Source organism: Dorea sp. BIOML-A1, from assembly GCF_009875615.1.
Taxonomy (GTDB): domain Bacteria; phylum Bacillota; class Clostridia; order Lachnospirales; family Lachnospiraceae; genus Dorea_A; species Dorea_A amylophila.
The window spans coordinates 1-20,407 of sequence record NZ_WWSA01000028.1 but is presented as its reverse complement, the minus strand read 5'-3'; the positions used below and the strand labels follow the sequence as shown (position 1 = coordinate 20,407).

13 protein-coding genes, 7 tRNA genes and 1 pseudogene are annotated in these 20,407 nt (G+C 43.2%); 3 read left to right on the top strand and 18 right to left on the bottom strand.

Annotated elements, in window-relative coordinates:
• Positions 1 to 15: 15 nt before the first annotated feature.
• The 4 genes and pseudogenes from GT508_RS10995 to GT508_RS10980 form a co-directional block, all read right to left on the bottom strand.
• Positions 16 to 1,911, bottom strand: coding sequence for an extracellular solute-binding protein (locus tag GT508_RS10995; RefSeq protein WP_161144236.1), 1,896 nt, complete (start codon positions 1,909 to 1,911; stop codon positions 16 to 18).
• Between the two features lie 5 nt (positions 1,912 to 1,916).
• Complete coding sequence (locus GT508_RS10990; protein ID WP_055284575.1) at positions 1,917 to 2,753, bottom strand: ABC transporter permease; 837 nt, start codon at positions 2,751 to 2,753, stop codon at positions 1,917 to 1,919.
• Positions 2,754 to 3,252: 499 nt separating this feature from the next.
• A pseudogene (locus GT508_RS14825) lies at positions 3,253 to 4,332 on the bottom strand (ABC transporter ATP-binding protein); the annotation flags it as partial.
• 60 nt (positions 4,333 to 4,392) lie between these two features.
• Positions 4,393 to 4,926 carry a helix-turn-helix domain-containing protein gene (locus GT508_RS10980; RefSeq protein WP_055284579.1) on the bottom strand — a complete coding sequence of 178 codons (534 nt, stop codon included), beginning with the start codon at positions 4,924 to 4,926 and terminating at the stop codon, positions 4,393 to 4,395.
• Between the two features lie 297 nt (positions 4,927 to 5,223).
• Here GT508_RS10980 and GT508_RS10975 point away from each other — a divergent pair, with 297 nt between their 5' ends.
• Entirely contained in the window at positions 5,224 to 6,183 is a 960-nt protein-coding gene (locus GT508_RS10975) for a hypothetical protein (protein WP_161144234.1), read from the top strand.
• A 129-nt stretch (positions 6,184 to 6,312) separates the two neighbouring features.
• Here GT508_RS10975 and GT508_RS10970 read toward each other — a convergent pair whose 3' ends face one another.
• Positions 6,313 to 7,113: an MBL fold metallo-hydrolase gene (locus GT508_RS10970; protein ID WP_161144233.1), complete on the bottom strand. Its 801-nt coding sequence runs from the start codon at positions 7,111 to 7,113 to the stop codon at positions 6,313 to 6,315.
• A 135-nt stretch (positions 7,114 to 7,248) separates the two neighbouring features.
• Positions 7,249 to 7,410, bottom strand: coding sequence for a hypothetical protein (locus tag GT508_RS10965; protein WP_330576922.1), 162 nt, complete (start codon positions 7,408 to 7,410; stop codon positions 7,249 to 7,251).
• 530 nt (positions 7,411 to 7,940) lie between these two features.
• Here GT508_RS10965 and GT508_RS10960 point away from each other — a divergent pair.
• Positions 7,941 to 9,215 (top strand): ATP-binding protein, encoded by a 1,275-nt coding sequence (locus tag GT508_RS10960; protein WP_161144232.1) that lies wholly within the window; start codon positions 7,941 to 7,943, stop codon positions 9,213 to 9,215.
• 219 nt (positions 9,216 to 9,434) lie between these two features.
• Here GT508_RS10960 and GT508_RS10955 read toward each other — a convergent pair whose 3' ends face one another.
• The 3 genes from GT508_RS10955 to GT508_RS10945 are packed head-to-tail and all read right to left on the bottom strand — an operon-like array spanning position 9,435 to position 14,767.
• Complete coding sequence (locus GT508_RS10955) at positions 9,435 to 12,782, bottom strand: ATP-binding protein (RefSeq protein ID WP_161144231.1); 3,348 nt, start codon at positions 12,780 to 12,782, stop codon at positions 9,435 to 9,437.
• Positions 12,733 to 13,377: a DUF4194 domain-containing protein gene (locus GT508_RS10950; RefSeq protein ID WP_118224850.1), complete on the bottom strand. Its 645-nt coding sequence runs from the start codon at positions 13,375 to 13,377 to the stop codon at positions 12,733 to 12,735. The genes GT508_RS10955 and GT508_RS10950 overlap by 50 nt, the downstream gene beginning before the upstream one ends.
• 25 nt (positions 13,378 to 13,402) lie before the next feature.
• On the bottom strand, positions 13,403 to 14,767 hold the full coding sequence (locus GT508_RS10945) for a Wadjet anti-phage system protein JetA family protein (protein ID WP_028088411.1): 1,365 nt from the start codon (positions 14,765 to 14,767) through the stop codon (positions 13,403 to 13,405).
• A 178-nt stretch (positions 14,768 to 14,945) separates the two neighbouring features.
• Between GT508_RS10945 and GT508_RS10940 the strand changes: the two genes are divergently transcribed.
• The gene (locus GT508_RS10940; protein ID WP_161144230.1) at positions 14,946 to 15,599 is read left to right on the top strand and encodes a hypothetical protein; all 654 of its coding nucleotides are present in this window, start codon (positions 14,946 to 14,948) and stop codon (positions 15,597 to 15,599) included.
• 20 nt (positions 15,600 to 15,619) lie between these two features.
• On the opposite strand, the gene GT508_RS10935 is transcribed toward GT508_RS10940, so the two are convergent.
• From GT508_RS10935 to GT508_RS10895, 9 genes are all read right to left on the bottom strand, one after another.
• The gene (locus GT508_RS10935; RefSeq protein WP_161144229.1) at positions 15,620 to 16,777 is read right to left on the bottom strand and encodes an AI-2E family transporter; all 1,158 of its coding nucleotides are present in this window, start codon (positions 16,775 to 16,777) and stop codon (positions 15,620 to 15,622) included.
• 9 nt (positions 16,778 to 16,786) lie between these two features.
• Positions 16,787 to 19,339, bottom strand: a complete 2,553-nt coding sequence (locus tag GT508_RS10930) for a cation-translocating P-type ATPase (RefSeq protein WP_161144228.1) — start codon at positions 19,337 to 19,339, stop codon at positions 16,787 to 16,789.
• Between the two features lie 307 nt (positions 19,340 to 19,646).
• A tRNA-Lys gene (locus tag GT508_RS10925) sits at positions 19,647 to 19,719 on the bottom strand.
• A gap of 22 nt (positions 19,720 to 19,741) precedes the next feature.
• Positions 19,742 to 19,814 (bottom strand) — tRNA-Phe (locus tag GT508_RS10920).
• 23 nt (positions 19,815 to 19,837) lie between these two features.
• Positions 19,838 to 19,911: transfer RNA gene (locus GT508_RS10915), tRNA-Met, on the bottom strand.
• 26 nt (positions 19,912 to 19,937) lie between these two features.
• Positions 19,938 to 20,010: transfer RNA gene (locus tag GT508_RS10910), tRNA-Thr, on the bottom strand.
• A 17-nt stretch (positions 20,011 to 20,027) separates the two neighbouring features.
• Positions 20,028 to 20,109 (bottom strand) — tRNA-Tyr (locus tag GT508_RS10905).
• 16 nt (positions 20,110 to 20,125) lie between these two features.
• Positions 20,126 to 20,198, bottom strand: a tRNA-Val gene (locus GT508_RS10900).
• Between the two features lie 7 nt (positions 20,199 to 20,205).
• A tRNA-Asp gene (locus tag GT508_RS10895) sits at positions 20,206 to 20,279 on the bottom strand.
• Positions 20,280 to 20,407: the final 128 nt, after the last annotated feature.

Below are 20,407 nucleotides of genomic sequence, written 5' to 3'. Positions count from 1 at the left end.
TGGCCCATTGGCCCCTTAATTCGTATTACTAGCCGCAATCTTCACCTTACTCCAAAGATTACTGATCTCTTTCTTCGTCTCTTCATTATACTCAAAGACTTCATCATTCTTATTATCTGTTCTTGGTATATATGCATCAATTCCTTCGAAATCTCCGCCCTTGCCATACAGATCTTTCATAACCTTCTTATTCGCCGATGTATAACCTACATAACTTGAATTGTCATAAGCTCCGTCATAATCACTTGCATAATTGATAAATGCATGTGCAAGTTCCGGATTCTTCGCATTCTTCGGAATGACCATGGCATCGGACCACTGATTGGTTCCGCCTTCCGGCATGTAGTATCCCATGTTTTCATTCTCATTGATCACATATGTCGCATCTCCGGAATAGATCAGACCAAGTGCCTTCCTTCCCTGTGCCATGTTATCAATGATCTCATCGGTAACGATCTCCGGCTTCATGGTCTGTACACATTGAACCAGCCAGTTATACGCTTCCTGGATCTGGCTTTCGTCAGACGTATTCATCGAATATCCCAATGCCTTCAATGCCATCATAAAGGAATCTCTCTCTGAATCATACAGGTAGATGTCCCCTTTATATTTCTGATCCAGGAAAATATTATAGCCTTCTTTTTCCAGGTCTTTGATGTCGACTTTTGTCTTATCGTACACGATTCCGACTGTTCCCCAGAAATACGGAACAGAATATTCATTCTCCGGATCATACGGAAGTCCTTTGACCGCATCATATAATTTATCCATACAGTTCAGTTTCGACTTATCTAATTTCTGTAAATATCCTTCGGAAATGAGTCTCTGGATCATATAATCACTTGGTACAATAATGTCGTAAGCTTCTCCATTTGCAACCTTAATATACATCTGTTCATTCGAATCAAAATTTTCAAGAAGTACCGTTGCCCCTGTCTCTTTCTGGAAATCCTGGATAATATGTTCACCTACATACTCGCCCCAGTTGTAGATACGAAGCGTCTGTCCCTCGAATGGAAGCGGTTCTTTCTTGTTATTATATGTTACAACTCCGGCAACCACTGCGAGCGCACATACAACTGCGATTGCAGGTACCAGTACGTTTCGTCTGCCGATGCTGTTTCTCTTCGCACGTTTTGCAAAAAGTGCCGGTGCAGCATTGATGATCACAAGTACGATCGTGATGATCACAACCACCAGTGTCGAGATTGCATTGATACTCGGGTTGACACGTTTACTCATCGTATACACCATGATACTTAAGTTCTTCACACCACGTCCGGTTACGAAGTAAGAGATAATGAAATCATCCACTGACATGGTAAATGCGATCAATGCACCGGCTACGATTCCCGGCGTGATCTGCGGCACAACAACTTTCGTCAGTGCCTGCCACGGTGTTGCCCCCAAATCCATTGCCGCATCGGCAAGGTTCGGATCCAGCGATTTGATCTTTGGCATGACCGATAACATAACATACGGAATACAGAATGCAATATGTGCCAGAAGCATCGTTACATAACCTTTTTCCACATGAAATGTAATAAATAATAACATAAATCCGATTGCTGTTACAATCTCCGGATTCATGATCGGAAGGTTGTTGATCTGCTCCATCAGGTCACGCACAATCTTCTTTGATTTACTGATACCGATTGCTGCAATTGTTCCTGTTACCGTTGAAATAAAGGTCGCAAGCAATGCAATACTGAATGTTGTCGACAGTGCATCCATCATATCTGATGAATCCAGCATATGTTTGTACCAGCGGAGTGAAAATCCTGTAAAACTCGTCAGTGATTTCCCATCGTTAAATGAGAATATGATCATATACAGGATCGGGAGATAGAAGAACACAACCGCCAGTATCATAAGGATCTTCCCTATCGGACGTTTTCCCTTATTATTCATAACGATTATACCCCCTTTCCGCCCTGGTTACGAATCTCGATCTTACGGACAACCATCATAAGTACCATCATGATGACCGCCATGATCATGGAAATGGCACTTCCGAAGTTCCACTCTCCAACCGTAATGAACTGGTTCTCGATCATATTTCCGATGAGGAAATACTGACCGCCGCCGAGCAGCTTCGGTATGAAGAAAGAACTGACTGCCGGAAGAAATACCAACGTAATCCCGTTGATAATTCCCGGCACGGAAAGCGGCAGTGTCACACGCTTAAATGTCTGCGCCGGGCTTGCCCCAAGGTCTGCACTCGCTTCCAGCAAGGAATTGTCCATCTTACTAAGTGACGTCTGGATCTGCAGGATCATAAATGGCAGAAAGTTATATACCATTCCCAAAAGCACTGCCTCTTCTGTATAAAGAAGAGACCCTTTTCCCAATCCCACCAGTTGTAAGATTCTCTGGATCAGGCCGCCGTCACTTAAGAGTCCGATCCATGCATATGTTCTTACCAGCATGTTGATCCACATCGGGATCGTGATTACAAGAATCAGCGCATTCTGCTTTTTCTGCTCACTGCGCGCAATATAATATGCGATCGGATAGCCCAGCAACAGGCAGATCACGGTTGTCTTTACCGCAATCACAATGGAACGCCAGAGGATTAATAAGAAATCCGGGTCGGTAAAAAATTTGGCATAATGTTCCAGTGTAAATGTGAACGACAGAATGGTATTTCCCTGGTCTGTCACTGAATAAAGTGCGATCAGAACCATCGGGAACACCAGCATCAGTACCGCCCACACAATGTACGGAAATGCTAACTGTGAAAATTTCTTCATCTTAGAATACCACCTTCGGCATAACATGGATATCTTCCGGGAAGAATGTCAGGCCGACCTCCTGTCCTTCCTCCGAATAATCCGTTGTATGGATCTTGAACTCACGTCCCGTAGTGGAAAATGTAATCTCATACACGCCTTCTGTTACTTCTTCCGGATCAAAATCATAGTCTACACTGATGTCCACGCTCTGGTCTTCATCCGTCAGTTTCCATCCCTGTGCATTTGCCCATGTCTTAAGATCCGTATCCAATGCCTGGGATTCTGTAATCTCATCTACCGTCTTGAAGAAGTTGAATGCCATAACACCTTCATTTGCCTTCTCATTCTTAACGAACGGCTGGTTAACTACAAAGATGGTTCTCTCGATGCTGGTTCCGTTTGCTGTGCTGAATGTTACCGGATACTGGCCTTCTTTTGCTTCCAGTTCATATTCAATATTTGCAATGGAAATGTACTCATCACTTTCCGTCTCCCATGCCTGTGCATTCGACAGTGCGACAATTTCCTTATCATCCAGATTCTCCACATCTTCCAGATCTACATAGAAGTTGTTGGCACTGATCTTCTCGCTTCCGTCTTCGCTGGTCACATCGTGATTACGGATGACACGCATGTTGACCGTAACACTCGTTCCGGGAACCGTCTCCACCATGATCTCATAGTGCACACCCTTGAACAGAACACTTAATACCTCACCTGTCATCTTGCCGTCTTTTACATCTACGATATCGATGTCTTCCGGACGGATCACGACATCCACCGGCTCATTTTCCTTAAAGCCCTGATCCACACAGTCGAACGTGATATCATCAAAACGGACTTTGTAATCCTCAATCATTCTTCCGGAAATGATATTGCTCTCTCCGATGAAGTTTGCAACGAAACGGTTCGTCGGCTCATTGTAAATCTCCTGCGGGGTTCCGATCTGAAGGATCTCACCTTTCTGCATAACGACGATCTTATCCGACATCGTAAGTGCCTCTTCCTGATCGTGTGTTACGAAGATAAATGTAATGCCGACCTCCTGTTGGATGCGCTTCAGTTCATACTGCATTTCCTTCCGAAGCTTTAAGTCCAGCGCTGCCAGCGGCTCATCCAGAAGCAGTACCTTCGGCTCGTTGACCAGCGCTCTCGCGATTGCCACACGCTGCTGCTGACCACCGGAAAGTAAGGTCGTATTCTTACCCTCATAGCCTTCCAGACCGATCAGTTTCAGCATCTTCATAACCTTCTGTTCAATAATATCTTTACTCATTTTTTTAAGCTTTAATCCAAATGCGATATTTTCATATACGCTCAGATGTGGGAATAATGCATATTTCTGGAATACGGTATTCAGTTCTCTTTCATACGGTGGTTTTCCGGTGATATCTTCATTGTCAAAGATCACCTTTCCTTCATCCGCATCCAGGAATCCTCCAAGGATTCGGAGCAGTGTAGTCTTACCACATCCACTTGGTCCAAGCAGGGTTACGAATTCATTTTCATATATGTCCAGGTTGATCCCTTTTAACACAACCTGCGAATCAAAGCTTTTCACAATATTGCGAAATTCGATTAGTTTTTTCTCTTCCATGGTTCTCCTTTCCATGGGGACGGGTTTTCCGGCTTTTTTACTGTCCCCTCTGGTTTATTTTTAAAAGATTGGCGGTGTCGTGATCCACAATATCTTTGCCGGGCTATTCCCGTGATTATAAAGATAATGACTCTTCGCACCATCCATATAAAACGTCTCATGCGCCTTCACTTTATATTTTTTACCGCCGCGCATAATCGTAATATTTCCCTTCAGTACATAGCCAAATTCCTCGCCCGTATACGACGTCTGGATATGACTCTTTTTATGCGGATAGAGTGTCATAAGAATCGGCTCCATCTGGTTCTTCTGCGCATTCGGAATGATCCATTCCACCTGGTAATCTTCTTTCTCATCAACGAAGAAATCATCTACTCCGAACACGATCTGCTTTTCTTCCTCTTCATGAAAGAATTCCGACAGATTACTTCCAAGTGCTTCCAGAATGTCCTCCAGTGTCGCAATACTCGGTGCCGTCAGGTTACGCTCCACCTGTGACAGAAATCCTTTCGTAAGCTCACTGCGCGAAGCCAGATCTTCCAATGTCAGATCATTCTGCTTTCTAAGCTCTCTCAGCTTCTTTCCGATATCCACATTTTCACCTCCATATTTTCAAAAGTTTTCTATTACTATACTTTTTTTTCAAAAATACCGAACAAGCTTTATTATACACATGTATGTGGATAATGCAAGTGAAATGCATGTAAAACCTTGACATAAATTAAAAATATGCTATAAGGACATTGCTTGCCCGGAAGTCTGTGGTCCGCAATGCCGCTTACGGAACTTGTGATCGCAGTATATGTGGTGTATCATCTGCGGAAATATACGTGTTCACTGCCGGGATAATGTGTTATCATTAACCATAGAAAATTTTCCAGAGGTAACCACATGAATACAGCAACTACAGCAAATATTCAAAATAATAATCCTACTGCCTTTTACCACCTCCCAGGCCTGTTTGAATTTTACGAATTGTACCGCATATTCCTTCCATTATTCCGGAAACACAGGGAATATTTTTACGACTGGTGTGAGATTGGCTCGATCTATGGCGCTCCTTCGGATTGTATCTGGGGCGGCGGGCGTACTTCATTTGGATATTCTGATCCGGAAGACGTGCTTGATCTAATGCGGGAATACGGCATCTCGGCCCGGCTGACGTTCAGTAATTCGTTGCTACGGGAAGAACATCTTACAGATAAGAAATGTAACGAGCTTTGTAAAATGTTCGAACACGCCTCTGATGCTGATAATTCACCACATACACACCAACTCCAGAATGGCGTGATCGTGCACTCCGAGCTTTTATTAAACTATTTACAAAAAAATTATCCTGATCTCTACCTTATCTCTTCAACCACAAAAGTTCTGACAGATTTTCAGGATTTTTTAACTGAAATAAACCGAGAAGATTTCCGTTATATTGTACCGGACTTCCGGTTAAACAAAGTATTCGATAAATTAGACCTGATGTCGCAGCACCAGAAAGATAAAGTAGAATTCTTATGCAATGAATGCTGCTGGTTCGGCTGTAAGGACAGAAAGACTTGTTATGAATCCGTCAGCCGGAAGAATCTCGGAAATCCTGCCCCGGAGTTTCACTGTGCTTCGCCGGATGGCGGTAACGGTTACCGCTTTTCCAAGGCAATGGAAAATCCCGGATTCATCAGTGTGGATGATATACCGAATATTTACATGCCCATGGGATTTTCTAATTTTAAGATTGAAGGACGCGGGCTTGGAAGTGCGCTGATTCTTGAATTTCTGCTTTATTATATGACGAAGCCGGAATATCAACTGCATGTCAGGGAAGAGATTTATCTGGATAATATGCTCGATCTTTTTTAGCCATGTAGCCATGTGGACAGAGTTTTTGACTTTTTTATTGTCCCTTCCGGATCAAAAATGAACGCAAGAAAACCTGCCCGTCGGCAGGTTTTCTTACATTCTAATCTATTTTTATTTTCTTTTGCTTTTCTATATCTCAAACGTCTCCAGATCATCCGGCACATACAGATTGCCATGATAATACTGCTGTCCTTCCTCCGTATACAACTTCTTTCTCTCCGCCAGATGTGTCTCTTCTGTATGATACAACAACAGATTCGGCACACCGAGTTCTTCCGCAAGCTGGCATGCTTCTTTTACTGTACTATGATGCTTCTCATAAGGCTTGAATTTATCCGCCTCACCGAACAGGCAAAATGCCTCATGAAGCAGCCAATCACTGCCCTTCACATATTTATAATCCACCTCATTGTACGGCTCGTCACCAACACAGGTGAATTTCTTACCGCTTTTAAGCTGCATGGTGAATCCGAACTGTTTCGCCTTTGTCGAACCAATATCGAAGAATGTCACTGGACATCCGAGAATCGTTCTGCTGTCTCCGTCTTTCACGACATCAAACTGGATTCGCTCCCCCATGTGCTTACAGACCTTCTGCTGGATCGTCATATTTGCGATTGCCTGAATCTTCTCTGCCAGCTCCTCATGGCAGTAAATGCGAAGATCACCTTCATATTTTCCCTGGTTCATTCTCTGTCCGAGCATACGCACCAGCCAGATAATTCCAAGCACGTGGTCTACATGCTCGTGTGTAACGAAGATATCGTGGATATCATTCATGTCGATTCCTGTGTCTTTTAATACTTTCAGAATACGGTTGCCACCGCCTGCATCTACAAGGAAATGTTTACCTTCATCGCTGATTGCATAGCAAGTATTATAACATTCACTTACCGTTGCATTTCCGGTTCCTAATATTGTTAATTTCATATGCTTTTCTCCATTTCTGGTTTTTGTACCGCTTTTTCGTAGTACTTCTATCAGCAGTATAGCATATTTTTTTCAACTGGTTATGTACTGGATTTTGAAATAATATTCATTTTTTCTTTTTATAATATAAATGTGCTAAATATTTACAACACTGTTGACAATTTCCTCAAAATCTATCTTACACTCCCCATCATAAATTCCAACCGGCACTTCCCCATCCATTCCATATATCATCAGATCCATATTTTCTCCAAAATCATCTCTCAGATCATACACAATTACCTTCTGATTTTTCACATCCGCAATCCAGTATTCCCGTACTCCCGCATTTTCCAGTTTCTTACCGAAATCCTTTTTTCTGGTGGACGGAGAGCATTGCAGCTTCTATCTCTAAATTTTGTATATTCAAAAGTTAATATATTTAATTTTATTTCATCCGTATAACATTGTTGGTTCGCTTGCACGACTGATTTTCAGAACGATATTTATTAAGCCTGAGAAAGCCAAAAGCACAACCAAAATTCAGAATCAGGATGAGAAGATTTTGGAATAAATGATTTCCCGTATCATTTCAAGCCACAAAGATTGGAAACGGCTGTTGATTTTTTTCATATTTTTTTCTTACCTCTCATATATTATCCTTAGTTTCATATTCTAAAGTATGTCTTAAAAATGCCTTCTGCAAAACATACCACAAAGTATGACATGTAGATTGCAGGAATGATTTTTCATATATGTTCTAATTACAAAACAATCACATTCTATTTTTGTCTTGTGTATAAGACAAAAATAGAATATAATTGTTCTATATATTTTGGAGGTATGTTATGAATAGAGATAGTTTAAAACAAATCATGATTGACCAAAAAGAAATCTACCTTAATAATCCACTTATTCCAAGACATTACTATCTGGAAGAAAATGTCAATTACTGTTTTGTTGGCATTCGTAGAACCGGAAAATCTTATATGATGTATCAACAGATAAAACAATTGGAAGCAAATGGAATTCCATTATCACAAATCGTTTATGTTAACTTTGAAGATGAACGTCTTTTGGAAATGACCGCCGCTGACTTAAACCTTATTTTAGAAATCGGGTTAGAGATATCCAGAACTGACGTTAAACCATATTTATTCTTAGATGAAATTCAAAATATCACTGGATGGGAAAAATTTGTCCGTAGAATTGCTGATATGAAATATCGGATCAATATAACAGGCAGTAACAGTAAAATGTTAAGTAGTGAAATTGCATCTACTCTTGGCGGTCGCTTTGTGATTATGAATATTTATCCATATTCTTTCTCAGAATACCTGATTGCCAATCATATGAAAAAGAATTATCTGGATGTAATCAGCACCAAAGATAAAGCTGATGTGCAAAACCAATATAACCAATATGTAACATATGGAGCTTTCCCTGAATTAACGGAAATAAATAACAAAAGAGTTTTTTTGAATAGCATCTACCAGACCGTATATCTTGGTGATATCATAACAAGAAATAAAATTACCAATGACTTTGCTGTGAGATTGATTTTAAAAAAGATTGCCGAATCTATTACGAAACCTTTATCTTTCAGTAGACTGACTAATATATTAAAAAGTACAGGAACATCTATTGGCAAACAAACTGTAATCAATTATGTTGGCTACATGACAGACTCCTATTTGCTTTTTACTCTGCAAAACTATGCTGCAAAACTGGTAGAAAAAGAGACTTCTCCCAAATATTATTTCATGGATACAGGACTTCTTGGACTTATGTTACTAGACTGTAAATCTGCCCAACTGGAAAATCTTGTCGCCATCGAATTAATCCGTCGTTACGGAGTAGAAAATGTTTACTTCTTTGAAAATAATGTGGAAATCGACTTCTATGTTCCGTCAGAAAATCTGGCTATCCAGGTCAGTATGCAGGTATTAGATAATATAGATACACGAGAACGTGAAACCCGTGCTTTCGTCAAATTAAATAATTTCATACCGGACTCCAAATGTATTCTGATTACAAATAGTGAAGAGGCTGTTCTTGACTGTGAAGGAATTCGTGTTGAAGTGATTCCAATCTGGAAATGGCTATTGATGAATGATTTGTAGAAGCCACGAGGAACGCTAATTCCCTGCTTTTTTATTGTCCCCGTTGACTCTACCAGGAATTTTCACTTGACTCCAATTTTATTTTTCTACTAAACTATAAAAATTACAAATAAAAACTATATATAAAAGCACTTACAGTACTTACCAACTATAGTTTCCTGTAAGTGCTTTCCCGCAGGTGGCAGCTTCTTCCGTATCTTTTACTTTCTCTTGTATCTTTTATTCTTCCTCCGCCAGCTCCCCAAACTCCGTCTTCTCAAATTCCTGAATGGAAATGTGTCTCTTATTCGGGTTCGCATACACGAAAGTCTTATCTACATTCTCCAGATAGTTCTGGATCTTATCGTTCGTCGCGCTGATGATCGCCTGGAAGCCAAGTCCGCGGATCAGCGAGATACAGCTTGCCACCTTCTCGGCATCCATCTTGGAGAACGCCTCATCCAACACAACCAGACGCAGTGTCGGTGACCGGTGCATCTTCGGCGACAGATTGATCTTATAAAGCTGCGCAAAGCTTGCCAGAAGTGCCACGTACAGCGGGTTCTGTCCCTCTCCTCCCGAGTTCTTCTTGATCATCTTACTCAGTCCGATCGTCATCTCCTTATCGCCATGTACGATCTGCTGCATATCGAATGACAGATAGGTTCGGTAATCCGCATACTTATCCATGTTACGTTTCGCCTCATCCATCTCGTCCTTCGTCGCATTCTCCGGCGGGATGAAGATGTTGATCAGCTCGTTCATCATCTCCCCATACTGATTCTCATGCTCCATCGTGAACATATCAAGCTGGTTGTCCATCGTATCATCTAAGTCAGACGGACGGATCTGCAGGGAATCATCCATGAACATCTTATAATATTTTCCATCTGCACCCTTGTTCTTCGTGATCACGAACTGATACTTATCCTTACCGAAGTCCAGTTTGCTGATGATCCGGTTCAGCTCATCCCTTCTCTGATAAGCCTCCAGGATCGCACTCCGGATCTTGAAGATGAAGTCATCTTTGAAATGCTCCACAGCCGCTTTCGCCTGTGTCTTCGCCGACTCCCTGTAAGTCTCCAGATGATCGCAGGACAGCGAATTCAAAAGCTTCTCATACGGCGCGTTGTCCCGGATAGAAGTTGAGAATGTACGGTTCGGATATTCTCTGATATAACTGCTTCTCTCTTCCACCAGCTTCCGGTAAGCGTCTTCCTCTTCTTCCCTGAGCGTATATACCCGCGAAACCATCTGACGTCTCAGATACTCATAATTCTCGGATTTTCTGCCCGACAGATATTCCTGGAACTCCTTCTCGTAACGCTTATCTGCTACTTTTCTCTTCACGTCCTTCATCTGTTCTTCCGATTCGAGAACTTCTGCATTCAGACGTTCGATTTCTTTCTTGTTCTCCCAGATTGCTTCCTGCACCTTGGATACGGATTCTTTCTTCGCATCCTGTGCCGCCTGCACTTCTTTCTTCTTGCCTTCCCATGCAGCAACGGATTCATCCTTTAACTTCTGCATCTGTTCCAGAAGCTGAGCCTTTTTCTTTTCTTTGGAAATGATTGCCTTGCTGTCAGCCAGCCATCCGAGATAATCCTCTGCCGGCTGCTTCAACATCTCCATCTGCATTGCCTGGCGGATCTCTTCTAACAGCTCCTGTACCGGCATTCTCTCGCCACTTAACTTCTCACATTTTTCTTCCAGCTTGCGGATTCTCTGGCGCATACTCGTCTCACCGATGTAGGCTCTTCTGGTGTAATTCTCCGGATTCATGTGCTGCAGTTTGTAGCTCTGGTACAGCATACAATCCGGTGTCACACCGATCCTGCACTCACGCAGTTCATCCAGTGATTCGCATTTCTTTACATTTCCAAGGAAGAAATTAATGTATTCCTGCACATACGCTTCTTTCGCTTTTACTACTTCTGCCAGCGCGCCCGGCTGTACCTGATGCTTGTCCTTCGTAAGCTTCTCCGTATCCAGGACTGCTGCCCGGAAGAAACGTTTCGTATCCATCTCCTGGTAAATGTCCATCGCAGCCCTGGCATACTTTGGTTCCACGATCAGCTGCAATTTATTATTTCCAAGATAACCCTCCACTGCATTGTGCCATCTCTCATCCTTCACATCCAGAAGATCCGCAAGAATATGCACATTCACGAACTTGCCGCAGCGCTCATGCAGACGGTTACGCAGTTCGAATCTCGCCTCTTCCAGCTCTCTCGGATAAGCCTTCTTTCCCTGCTTCAGTTCTTTTAATTCTGCTCTTGCCTCTTTCTCTTCTTTCTTGATCCGGCGAAGGTCTGCATCCGCTTCCTGTCTCTGGTCTTCCAGCTCCTCCTGCAGATCTTTTAAGCCTTCCTGCAGGCGCACAAGCTCTTCTTCGGAAATGCTTCCGTCTGCGAATTTTTCGATATCCCAGATCACCTGATTTGGCGTAATGTCTTTCTCCGTCCATGCCTTCAGATGCTCTGCAGTCTGCTCCCAGCGGACTTTTCCGTTATTCAGACGCTCCAGCGTCTCATTTAATGTATCCAGATCTGATTCCAGCCTTGCATATCCACTGTCTGCGATCCGCAGAATGATCTCTTCATACTCTTTCTGCAGGTTCTTTTCTTCCTGCTCCAGCACCTGTTGCTGCTTTTTCAGATCTTCGATGGCTTCCTGCCTTACCTTGATCCGGTCTCTGGCTTCCTGACTCTTCACCTCATGGTTCATAATCTCCAGACGGTCGATCTGATAAGAGCACACCTTCTCCTCATCGGATTTTTCTGCATACTGCTCATATTTTCCGCAGATCAGCTTCAGTCTTCTGATCTCCTCCATCGTCTCTTCGATCTTACTGCGCATACGTCCATACTGCATGACACTTTCCTGCAGATCCTCAATATGGATATCCTGCTCCATACAGATATATTCCTTTACGAAATCTTCCAGTTTGATATTCATACGGAACGAGATCGCACGTTTGAATAGCTTTGGAAATTTTTCCATGTCCAGACCGCCAAGATAGATATCGTATAGTTGTCTCCGGAATCTTTCATTGCTCGGACCGCAGTAGAACTGTTCCGGCGTAAAGGAACGCTGCATGTACTCCCGCATTTCCGCAGTGGTAAGGCACCGGCCTTCCGAACGGTAATGATTCGGAAGTAATTCTCCCGTATGCCAAAAGAACAGGCGGCTTACGTCATTATTCGACGTATCCACGTCAAACACAACACCGACACACTGCTTATCCCTGGTATTCGTCTGTGTCAGCTCCAGCACGATCGTACTGGAAAAATTACGATTTCTTAAATACTGTGATTCATTATTTTCACTGATATTCACCATACCTCTTAAGTACTCGATCAGTGTACGGTCCGAATCATCTGCTGCCGCCTTGTTGAAGAATCCACGGCCGTCCGTATTGGCATACAGCACGATCTGGATCGCATCCAGAACCGTCGATTTACCACTTCCGGAATGTCCGGTGAAGAAGTTGATTCCTTCATTAAGCGTCAGTATCTTTTTATCTATGTAATGCCAGTTATTCAGGCATATCTTCGAGAGTGCTTTGAATGGCTGCTTCGTCTCCAATTTGATCCTCCTCACTGAATGTTGCTAATAATTCCCTGATGTCGTCTCCTAAAAGTACCGTATGGATACAAGGGTAAATGACCAGGCGGGTCGACTCGTTTAATTCTTCCAGAACATCAAGCGGCTCGATGATCTGATACTTCTTCAGAAGTGCGATCGTCCGTCTCATTTCCGTAATTGACGGAAGACTCTTCAATACATGAAATTCTCCCGCTTTTCCGTTTACTGCACCAAGTGTTGTCACCACATGGCTGCTCGACGATGCAGTCTGCATCTGCTCGTCATAGATAAGCTTCAGCACCAGTAAATAGATTGTCGCCAGACGCGGCAGCTTCTCACCCCATAACTGCTCTCCCTGGATATAGATCACACCCATATGTACATTTTCCCGCAGTGTAATCCCCGCCACCTCAAAATATGCTTTAAAAAATTCTAGATGCTTCGTACATGTACGGTATTCTTTTGTATACTGCATCCTTCCCGCACGTTTATCAAATTTTCTTTCCAGAAGAAATGTCTGACGGTACAGTGTCTGGATGACCTCTGTGACCTCTTCTTTTTCTTCCTGAGTTAACTGTTCGTAATAATCTATCATTTATTTTCAGAACTCCTTTTATCTATTACACGCGCCGTTTCACAAACCTGAGTGCCGGATACCGGTATCCGTCCTTTTCCACCATCTCCGGTTCTTCTTCCAGCACCATATATCTGCTGTTCTTACGCGTACTGTAATCATAAGCAAGAATCAGTTTTTCAAATTCTTCCTCGTCAGCAATATTGATCTTCGACGCATCCATCACTTCATCTTCCATATTATTCTCGATGAATTCTTCAATCTGCTTCTTGCTGAACCGCATCTGTATCCGGTTCAGTCTTAAGATATCATCCTTATCCAGATCTCCCGTCGTCTCATCCGGAAGCAGCTGACTGATGAAGTCTTTTCTGGATTTTCTTCTCTTATATAAAGACTTCTCTGACAGAATCTCCAGAAGTGACAGATTCATGCGCTTTCCGGTCTCTGTGATGATCTCTTCCATCTGCTCCGGTTCTTCCGACATCTTATTCAGAAGCTGTACCACCAGGCCCTTCGTATCCGTCTCACCGCTTAACAGATAATTCATTCTGGTTACCGTTGCCCGGACATATTTCGTATGTTCTTTGTCCATATTGGCAATGCGATGCTCGATATCGTCAAATCCACGCTCGATCAGATCCAACAGATCCAACACATCATCCTGGTTATCTCCCAGCATCTTCGACCGTGCCTGTACCTTCATGATAAATGCTTCATCATCCCGGATCTCTCTCAGACATTTCTTAATATCCATCTTATAGATATAAAAGTTGTCCGATGTTTTCAGAATATGATACTTCTTCCATACGATCTCTTCCACATAACTGTCCAGATGTTCCCGCAGGATCCCACTGTAAGAATCCTGCTGCAAAAGCTTCGCAAAGAATTTATTCATATTATGAAGCATATCCTGCAGTGCCTTATTCAGCCGCCTCGTATTCACCAGAGCCGTCCTTAAGAGCCCGACACTTGCCCGCGGATCATTGCGGAACGCATACAGCGTTGCATACACATTCTGAATATAAATATCCGTCTCCGATGCATCTTCCGAATTCAGCTTTTCAAATGCATCGATCATCACCGCCGCATAATCCGGAATGACAATATTTGTCACCAGTGTATTATAATCCTCGATACGCTTCAGCCATCCTGCCCGTAGCAGCCAGTTTAAGATCCTCGAAGAAGGCGTCTCCAACATATCAAAGTCTGTATCATTTTCCTCCCGCTGTAGCTCAAAGCGCTTCTTCGCATTCATATCACTTAAGATCTGGATGCACACCTCTTTCGTCAGAAAATAGTTATTATATTCGTATTCTTCATTAATACATAAAAGTGCTTCAATATAAATATCCCGGTTGACCGAACGGAACAGACTCCAGAACGTATCCGGGATTTCATTCATTAACTGCATCTTGTTTTCCTCCAAATGATTCCTTACAATTCTACCATTTTTAGGGGAGTTTTTCTACTGCAAGTTATTTTCCACTATTTTATGTACTCTTTATTTGTTTTTTGCCTTCATAGCTGATATGATAAAATAATAAAGATAAAATAAAAGACAATATAGAAATGAAGACGGAGGTAAAATTATGTCCGAAAATATAGAAAAAGCAGTACAGACCGAAGAATCGTCTGAGACTAAAGGAACTGACAACGTTGTGCTTTATCCTGTTTCTGATGAGGAGAAAACTGTATCTGCTGCGCAGGAAACTTCAGATACTGAAAGCAAAGCTACCGACGGTAAAACTGCCGATAACACTAACAAATTCAGTGACACCCAAAATACAAAAGAATCTTCACCAAAAGATGCGGAAGAAGAAGACGACGATGACTTGGAAGAAGATTTCTACGAACAACAGGAAAAATCCCGCTCCAAAGACGAGCATCCGTTCCGCGAATTTTTCTCCAATTTCCGTTCCAAACGCAAGATCGAGATGAACCGTGATGAACAGATCCTCTCCCGCATCAGCGATAAAGATCTGATGGAGTATCTCCGCATGGAACAGAAACGTATGGAACTTCTCCAGCAGGCAAAGGAAGTACGTGAGAAAAGATTCTGGACTACATTCCAGCTCGCCATCTGTCTGTTATCCGTTATCCTCGTCATTTATTTTCTGAAGGATAATCCGGTAATACTCGTGACGATCCTGTATACACTCGGAATCCTCGCCGCCCTCCGTATCTGGAGCAAAGCCCAGAATGGAAAGGGCAGCAAAGGCAACAAAGATAAAACCGATGCTTAATTCCCAAAAGTTATCCACAATCAACCAATATCCTGTGGATAAATCTTTTTCTGCCGCAGTTTAATGTAGACAACTTCCCGGAACAAAGCATAGAACACTGACATCAGCGGAATAAAGATCAACATTCCAACGATACCCATCAGGCTTCCGCCTATACTTACCGCTGCCAGCACCCAGATAGACGGAAGGCCGACCGAATTGCCCACCACATGCGGATAGATCAGATTGCCCTCTATCTGCTGGAGTACCAGGAACAGTACGATAAATATCAAAGCCTGAACCGGACTCACCATAAATATCAGAAACGCACCGACCGCACAGCCGATGAATGCTCCAAAGATCGGGATCAATGCGGTAAATGCGATCACAATTCCCGTAAGAAGTGCATACGGAAGCCTAAGCAGCGTCATCGCAATCACGAACATAGATCCCAGGATCAGAGCCTCTACACACTGTCCCGTCAGAAAACTGGAGAATGTCTTGTATGTCAATGCAAGAACCTCCAGCGCAGCCTCTGCCCTTCCCTTTCTGACAAATGCAAATAACACTTTTTTCGCCTGTCTTCCCAGCTTTTCTTTCTGCAGCAAAATATACATTGCAAATACAAAAGCGATAAAGAATGTTCCCACGGCACCAATGATATTTTTCGCCGTATTGATCGTAGATTCCAGCATACTTCCGGCTCCGTTCTTCAGAAACTCCAGCGCAGCCTCCATCACCTTGTTCCAGTCAAATTCCAGATTGTTGACTACATTCATGATCTCCTTATTATTATGAAACCAATGATCTGCCCACTCCTGCAGCTGCGGGATAAAATCCTGGATACTCTTCCCGAGACTGGCAAATGTCCCGGCAAGCTGCGGAATCAGTCCAAACATGATAATTGCAAGAAGCCCGATCACACCAGAAAGAACGATCAGAAGACTGACCCCTCTGGCATATTTTCTTTTATATTTTTCAGGAAGCTTTCTCTCCGTGAATAATTTTCTTTCCACAAAATTCATCGGAACGCTTAGGACGAATGCAATCGCACCGCCAAGCAGAAATGGATATAAAATATTCAATACGAATCTAAACGCATCCATCACAACATCATATTTCCACAGACAGACGATCAATAATGCCGTAAATACGATCAGCCCCCTGATCTGTTTTACCGTTTCTTTTCTCAATTCCATTCTCTGTTTCTATCTCTCTTTCAAATATTTCATTCCCTGGATCACAGGAAGATTCAACAATGCAAGCCCATATACTGTCATCAGCTGCTTCAGGCTCAACGTAACTACTTTGAACATTCCGTGCAGTCCCGGAATCATAAGAACACTTGTGATCAGGATCATACCCAGAACAAATGCTCCGATCAGATACTTATTATTAAAGAATCTCTTTGTAAATATTACCGGTTTATCATCCTTACAGTTAAATCCATGCACCAGACGGCTCATGCATAAGGTTCCGAATGCCATCGTACTTGCAAGAGCTGCATTCTGGCTTGTGTATCCGCTCAGGAATGCAGCCATCGTCATTACGCCGATGCTTACTCCTTCCGTTGCGATACTCAGCAGATATGGCTTTGTAAGGATTGACTCGCTCATTGGTCGTGGTCTCTGCTCCATAACCGCTTTGGAATGTGGTTCTACTCCCAGTGCAATTGCCGGCAGACTGTCTGTCAGCAGATTGATGAACAGCAGATGCACCGGTGCAAATGGAACCGGCAGTCCGGCAACGGATGCACATAATACAACCAGAATTGCCCCGAAGTTACCGGACAACAGGAATTGAATCGCATTTTTAATATGCTGATACAGATTTCTTCCATTTTCCACAGCTTTTACAATGGTTGCGAAATTGTCATCCGTCAGGACCATCGCTGCCGCATCCTTGGCAACCTCACTTCCGGTCACTCCCATCGCAACACCGATATCGGCCTGTTTCAACGCCGGTGCATCATTCACACCGTCACCTGTCATTGCTACGATATTCCCCTTTTCCTGCCATGCACGGACAATTCTGATCTTATGTTCCGGCGAAACCCTCGCATACACAGAAATTCCTTCTACAAAATCCTGCAGTTCCTCGTCCGACATATCTTCAATTACGGCTCCCTCACAGGCCTCCGATTCTTCTTTTAAGATGCCGATTCTCTTTGCAATAGCCGCTGCAGTAATCTTATGGTCACCGGTGATCATGATCGGACGGATTCCTGCACGTCTGCACTCCTCCACCGCAAGTCTCGATTCTTCTCTCGGCGGATCCATCATTGCGATCAGACCGATAAATATCAGCTGGTCTTCATCCTCCATACCGATCTCTTTCTTTTCCTCCATCTGCTTATATGCAAATGCAAGAACCCTTAAGCCTTCTCTGGAAAATTGCATGTTCTGGACGGCAATGTCCTCCCGGTCAGAATCAGTCATCTTTCTTACAGTATTCCCGACCCGTATTCTGTCCATACGCTCCAACAGGACATCTACCGCACCTTTTACGATCATCATATGTCCTTCCTGAAGGAGTGCATCATTCATATTGTGAGCAGTCGACATCAGCTTCCGGTCACTGTCAAACGGCACTTCCGACAATCTCGGGTATCTCTCCCTTACCTGCATCGCATCAATACCAAGATTCGTTCCAAGATTGATGAGCGCCGTCTCTGTCGGATCACCGATCTCCTGTCCGTCCGTATTCGTAGAATCATTACACAGGATACTGAATCTTAAAAGTAATTTTTCATTTTCATTCTTCAGATTAATCTTTCCTGCCGGAATCCTCTTTCCATTTACATAATAATCCTCGACCGTCATCTTATTCTGCGTAAGCGTTCCCGTCTTATCCGAACAGACAATCGATACACTTCCCAGACCTTCCACTGCCTGCAGCTTACGTATGATCGCATGTTCCTTTGCCATCTTCTGCGTACCGAAGGATAACACGATCGTAACGATCGAGCTTAAAGCCTCCGGTATTGCCGCAACTGCAAGTGCAACAGCGAACATAAATGCAGAACCCCACGATTCACCCTGAAATACATTCACTCCGAATATCACTACGGAAAATGCTAGGATCAGCACCGATAATTTCTTTCCGAAATCATCCAGATTCACCTGCAGCGGTGTCCTCTTTTCCGAAGTATTCTTCATAAGATCTGCAATCTTTCCGACTTCTGTCTTCATACCGATCGCAGTTACTTCATATCTTCCTCTTCCATATGTGACGAAGCTTCCGGAGAATACCCGGTTCGTCTGATCTCCCAGTGCCGCAGCTTCTTCCACTTCATCCAGATTCTTCTCTATGGAAATGCTTTCTCCCGTCAGAGCACTTTCATCTACTTTCAGACTTGCACATTCAATCAGCTTTCCGTCTGCCGGGATACAGTCTCCTGCTTCGAGGATCACTTCATCATCGATCGTGACTTCCCTGGACGGGATCTGGATCACGCTGCCATCACGCACAACCTTGGCTTCCGGTGCCGATAACTGCTTTAAACTGTCCAGTGACTGCTCCGCCTTTACCGTCTGTATCGTTCCCAGAACCGCGTTCATCGTAATCACAACGAAGATAACAATTGCGCTCTCCGCATCTCCGAGAATTCCTGATATGACCGCCGACACGATCAATATAATAACCAGAAAATCTTTGAATTGTTCCAGAAATATCCGGAGTACACTTTTCTTTTTTCCTTCCGTCAATTCATTGAATCCATATTTTTCCTGATTCTGCCTTGCCTGTTCACTTGTTAACATCTTATTCTCCTTTCTGTTGTGCAAAGTTATACAAAACCGTTGTGCAAAATAAAGCGTAAATCTTAATAATAAAAAAAGAGACCTTTATTGCACAAAAACTATGCAATAAAAGTCTCACCATTTCATTACGATACGGATGACCTGTCTGTCATCGTACTGACGTCATCGTAAACATCTATCCTTAAAAATAAATAGATGCCGATTACTCCCTTTTATTAAAATATAATATAAACATTTTTCTGACTTCTGTCAATCATTTTTAACAAAAAAAGAAGCAGTACTTATATACTACTTCACTCTCATTCCATGAGCGTGCGGGGATTCGAACCCCGGACAACTTGATTAAAAGTCAAGTGCTCTACCACCTGAGCTACACGCCCTCATTTCCTTTTGCAAGGAAAATGCCCAGAACCGGAATCGAACCAGTGACACGAGGATTTTCAATCCTCTGCTCTACCGACTGAGCTATCTGGGCATACACATAATATTATGTGTGAGTTGCGGGGGCAGGATTTGAACCTACGACCTTCGGGTTATGAGCCCGACGAGCTTCCAGACTGCTCCACCCCGCGATATTAAGTTAAGTCTTGTGACTTAAAGCCGATGATCGGACTCGAACCGATAACCTGCTGATTACAAATCAGCTGCTCTGCCAATTGAGCCACATCGGCGAGTGCCTTACGGCTAATGGATGGAGGTGGATTCGAACCACCGAAGCAATTTGCAGCAGATTTACAGTCTGTCCCCTTTGGCCACTCGGGAATCCATCCATATTATTTAATTTGATGGGACCAATAGGGCTCGAACCTATGACCCTCTGCTTGTAAGGCAGATGCTCTCCCAGCTGAGCTATGATCCCATACAAACGACCCAGAAGAGACTCGAACTCTCGACCTCCGCCGTGACAGGGCGGCGCTCTAACCAACTGAGCCACTGGGCCATCTTCAATTGAAGCTATGTACCTTCAAAACTGCATACAAGAAATATTTTCTTTCATCCTACCTATCACCTTGCTTGGTCATGCCCTCGACCGATTAGTATCAGTCAGCTCCATACATTACTGTACTT

Coding starts and splice junctions, on each gene's coding strand:
- GT508_RS10930 (WP_161144228.1), bottom strand. CDS start 19,339: ATGTTAACAAGTGAACAGGCAAGGCAGAATCAGGAAAAATATGGATTC.
- GT508_RS10995 (WP_161144236.1), bottom strand. CDS start 1,911: ATGAATAATAAGGGAAAACGTCCGATAGGGAAGATCCTTATGATACTG.
- GT508_RS10940 (WP_161144230.1), top strand. CDS start 14,946: ATGTCCGAAAATATAGAAAAAGCAGTACAGACCGAAGAATCGTCTGAG.
- GT508_RS10935 (WP_161144229.1), bottom strand. CDS start 16,777: ATGGAATTGAGAAAAGAAACGGTAAAACAGATCAGGGGGCTGATCGTA.
- GT508_RS10990 (WP_055284575.1), bottom strand. CDS start 2,753: ATGAAGAAATTTTCACAGTTAGCATTTCCGTACATTGTGTGGGCGGTA.
- GT508_RS10960 (WP_161144232.1), top strand. CDS start 7,941: ATGAATAGAGATAGTTTAAAACAAATCATGATTGACCAAAAAGAAATC.
- GT508_RS10975 (WP_161144234.1), top strand. CDS start 5,224: ATGAATACAGCAACTACAGCAAATATTCAAAATAATAATCCTACTGCC.
- GT508_RS10970 (WP_161144233.1), bottom strand. CDS start 7,113: ATGAAATTAACAATATTAGGAACCGGAAATGCAACGGTAAGTGAATGT.
- GT508_RS10945 (WP_028088411.1), bottom strand. CDS start 14,767: ATGCAGTTAATGAATGAAATCCCGGATACGTTCTGGAGTCTGTTCCGT.
- GT508_RS10950 (WP_118224850.1), bottom strand. CDS start 13,377: ATGATAGATTATTACGAACAGTTAACTCAGGAAGAAAAAGAAGAGGTC.